Genomic DNA, 3,805 nt, shown 5'->3' on the forward strand with positions numbered 1-3,805 from the left:
CCCGCTCCCGGGCGCCGGCCCGCGCCCCCCCGCCCACCGCCCCGGCGATCTGGGCGATCAGATCCCATTGCCGGTCGGCCGCCGACCGGAATGCCCGCAGGTGCCGCGGCTCGACTCCGTATTCGCCGAGGGCGGCCGCGCACTGCGCGATCGTCACGGCGTACTCGTCGAAGAATCCGCCGGGGCCGGTGGTGATGACGCCCGCCCGACACAGTGCGGTGATCAGCGTGCTGGACACCCCCGAACGCTCCAGCAGATCCTCCCGGCTCAACCGGACCGGGGTGGGCGCGCCCGCGGGACCGCCGCCGGGGTACCGGTCCTGGCCGACCGGGACCAGCCGCGGCGGCGGATAGGCCGAGACCGGTTCGGGCAGCAGGCCGTCTGGTTGCGCGTCGAGCTGGTCCTTGATGACTTTCAGCGGTAGGTACTGGTCGCGCTGGGCGGTCAGGATGAAGCGCAGCCGGGCGCAGTCGTAGGCGGTGAACCGCCGATAGCCCGACGGGCTGCGCTCCGGGGTGACCAGCCCCTCGGACTCCAGAAAACGGATCTTGGAGATCGTGACGTCGGGGAATTCGGGCCGCAGCAGGTCAAGAACCGCGCCGATCGACATTCCAGCCGGTGCGGGGCTTTCGGGCGCGGTCACTGGCTACCGGCACCGCCCGGCCTCGGGCCGGTCAGGAACACCAGCCTGAACTTGCCGATCTGCACTTCGTCGCCGTTGGCCAGGGTGGCCGCATCCACCGGTTCCCGATTGACGTAGGTCCCGTTGAGGCTGCCGACGTCGACGACCTGGAACTCGTTGCCGTCCGAGCGGAACTCGGCGTGACGACGGCTGACTGTGACGTCGTCGAGGAAGATGTCCGAGTCAGGGTGCCTGCCCGCCGACGTGGTCGGCTGGTCCAGCAGGAATCGCGAACCGGCGTTGGGGCCGCGCTTGACCACCAGCAGTGCCGATCCGGTGGGCAGGCCCTCCACCCCCGACACCGCTGTCTCGGAGGCGGGACCGGCCGGTGCGTCAAGGTCGTTGAGGAAATCCGCGCGGAACACGGAGGTCGTCTCGACGGTCAGCTCCTCGGAGCTGTCGTCAGCCCCCGGCCGCCAATCCTTGTCCGTCACCCGCTACTCCTCTGCAGTTGCCGTATGACTTGACCGTACCGTCCGGCGATCGTCGGCGTGCCCACCAGTTCGATTTTCCCGGGGCCGGGCGTCAGGTCAGGGTGCTCCGGTAGGCCTCCGCGTCGAGCAGTCCCGACAGCCCCGCCTCCAGCGTGTCGCCGTCGGCGCGCAGTTCCAGCAGCCAGCCCTGGCCGTAGGGGTCTGAGTTGATCAGCTGCGGGCTTCCCTCCAGGTCGGCGTTGACGGCGACCACCGTCGCCGATACCGGCGCGTAGAGATCCGAAACCGACTTGGTCGACTCCACCTCCCCGAACGACTCACCCGCGGTCACCTGCGCGCCCACCTCGGGCAGCTGGACGAAGACGACGTCACCGAGGGAGGACTGCGCGAAGTCGGTGATCCCGACCCGGACGGTGTCGTCCCCGGTACGCCGGACCCACTCGTGCTCGGCGGTGTAGCGCAGGTCGGCGGGGGTGTCGCTCACGATGCTCCTCGTTGGTCGGTCCCGGGCCGGTCGTGGCCGCTGGGTTGACGGGCTGAGCGTATTGGCGGGGTTTCGGTTGCCGCAAGCCGCTCCCTGGGCAGCCGGCGCACGACCATCCGCACCTGGATCAGGTACAGCACCGCCGACCACAGATACATCCCGGTGCCCCAGATCACGAACGCCCAGCCGATCGCCCCGACCGCGCGGCTCCACCCGGAATCCCACTGCCCCAACAGAATCAGGGGGAAGCCCGACATCAGGGCGAAGGTGGCCGCCTTGCCGATGTAGGTCACCGGCAGGGCCGCCAGGCCCCTGCTCCGCACCACCGGCAGGGTCGCCGCGAGCACGGCGTCGCGGCTGAGCAGCAGCAGAACCAGCCACCACGGCACCACACCGGAAAGCGCCAGCACGACCGGCACGGCGACCATGTACACCCGGTCGACCAGGGGGTCGAGCAACTCCCCCAGCCGCGAGGACTGGTTGGCCACCAGTCGGGCGATCTTGCCGTCGGCCCAGTCCGACGCCCCGCTGAACATCAGGATGGCCACCGCCGGGCCGTAGGCGTGCCGCACCAGCAGCAGGTAGGCGAACAGCGGAAGCAGCGCCAGGCGGACGACGCTGAGCACGTTGGGGATCGTCCACACCCGGCCTGGCATGCCGAAGAACCTACCCGTCGCTCCGGCGGCGGCGGGTGCGGCGTTAGCGGAACACCCCGGGAAGGCTCAGCGCGGAGAGCGAGTCGTCGCGCATCGGGTTGTCGTGAACCATGTAGGTCCACGTCGAGGTCGGACGGGCCAGTCGGGACAGGTCCAGGCCCGGCTCCCCGTCCAGCACGTCGGAGGTCTCGAAGGTCTGCTGGGATGCCTCGATCGCGTCGGCGGCCAGGTGGGTGAAGCCGTCGACGGCCAGCCGGTGGAACTCGTCGAGCGGATTCTGCCGGCCCAGCGCCCGCAGGTGGATGCTCTCGCGGATGTCGGACAGGTAGGCCAGGTGGTCAGCCCAGCCGCGGTCGAGGTGGTACAGCATGATCCGGCGGCAGATGCCCTCCAGCTCGTCGGTGGAAACCTGTTGGGACAGTTCGCCGTAACGCTCCGGGCAGAGCTCTGCCAGTTCCTCACGGGCGGCCGCTGTGCTGAGCAGGGTGTTGCGTCGCTCGACGATGATCGCCCGCTGCTGCGCGATCAGCTGGTTGTAGCGCCAGGTGTTGGCGTGCACTTCCAGCAACCGGCCCTCGGCGACCCGCTGGGCGTGGTCGATCAGTGCGGTGGCCTTGGGGCTGAGGATCCGGCCGGTCTCGTCGCACTCGGTCGGCAGCTTGCCGGACTCCAGGTGCGCGGCGACGACGTCGTCCTCCCAGCTGGAGAAGAACACCGACGAGCCGGGGTCGCCCTGCCGTCCGGAGCGCCCGCGCAACTGGTTGTCCAGCCGCTCGGTGCGGTGCCGGCCGGTGCCGATGACGTGCAGACCACCGAGGCCGGCGACGTCGCGCTTCTCCGCGGAGTCGTCCTCGGCCCCTGATCCGCCCAGCCGGATGTCGGTGCCGCGGCCGGCCATCTGGGTGGACACCGTCACCGCGGCGCGCGTGCCCGCCTCGGCGATGACTCGGGCCTCCTCCTCGTCGTTCTTGGCGTTGAGCACCGCCGCGGGCACACCGCGCCGCCGCAGCCGCCGGTGGAGGTCCTCGGACTCCGCGACGTCCTGGGTGCCGACCAGGATCGGCTGGCCGGTGGCGTGCACCTCGATGATGTGGTCGACGATCGCGTCGTTCTTCGCCCCCGCGGTGATGTAGACCCGGTCGGGCTCGTCCTGGCGGATGGTGGGGGTGTTCGGCGGGATCGGCGAGACTCCGAGTTTGTAGAACTGGCGCAGCTGCTCGCCTGCGGCCAGCGCGGTGCCGGTCATCCCGCACACCGTGGGATAGCGGTTGATCAGCGCCTGGACGGTGATGGTGTCGAGCACCTCGCCGGTCTCGGTGGTCTCGATGCCCTCCTTGACCTCCACGGCGGCCTGCAGCCCGTCGGGCCAGCGCTGCAGCGACGCGATCCGGCCGCGGGAGGCGTTGATCAGCTGGACCGCGCCGTCGCGGACGATGTAGTGCACGTCGCGCTGCAACAGCACGTGGGCGTGCAGGGCGACGTTGACCTCGGTCAGCGTGGTGCCCACGTGTTCCTCGGAGTACAGGTCGATGCCGCCGAGTGCACGCTC

General features: G+C 70.2%; 5 protein-coding genes. All 5 read right to left on the reverse strand.

From position 1 onward, the window contains the following. The coding region (gene ftsR / locus ACKOQ4_RS02175) for a transcriptional regulator FtsR (RefSeq protein WP_526288375.1) at nucleotides 1-643 on the reverse strand (643 nt) is incomplete at its 3' end. Beyond that, a complete protein-coding gene (gene garA / locus ACKOQ4_RS02180) occupies nucleotides 640-1,116 on the reverse strand; it encodes a glycogen accumulation regulator GarA (RefSeq protein WP_526288377.1) in 477 nt (158 codons plus the stop codon). The genes garA and ftsR, both read right to left, overlap by 4 nt. 91 nt (nucleotides 1,117-1,207) lie before the next feature. Beyond that, nucleotides 1,208-1,600, reverse strand: a complete 393-nt coding sequence (gene gcvH / locus ACKOQ4_RS02185; RefSeq protein ID WP_526288379.1) for a glycine cleavage system protein GcvH — start codon at nucleotides 1,598-1,600, stop codon at nucleotides 1,208-1,210. Next, on the reverse strand, nucleotides 1,597-2,256 hold the full coding sequence (locus ACKOQ4_RS02190) for a CDP-alcohol phosphatidyltransferase family protein (RefSeq protein ID WP_526288381.1): 660 nt from the start codon (nucleotides 2,254-2,256) through the stop codon (nucleotides 1,597-1,599). The genes gcvH and ACKOQ4_RS02190 overlap by 4 nt, the downstream gene beginning before the upstream one ends. Before the next feature lie 43 nt (nucleotides 2,257-2,299). Continuing rightward, the coding region (secA2, locus tag ACKOQ4_RS02195) for an accessory Sec system translocase SecA2 (RefSeq protein ID WP_526288383.1) at nucleotides 2,300-3,805 on the reverse strand (1,506 nt) is incomplete at its 5' end.

It is taken from the genome of Mycobacterium sp. (assembly GCF_046095365.1).
Taxonomy (GTDB): Bacteria; Actinomycetota; Actinomycetes; order Mycobacteriales; family Mycobacteriaceae; genus Mycobacterium.

Excerpts from the sequence above, each read along its gene's own strand:
- ACKOQ4_RS02190 (WP_526288381.1), bottom strand. The coding sequence starts at position 2,256 with ATGCCAGGCCGGGTGTGGACGATCCCCAACGTGCTCAGCGTCGTCCGC.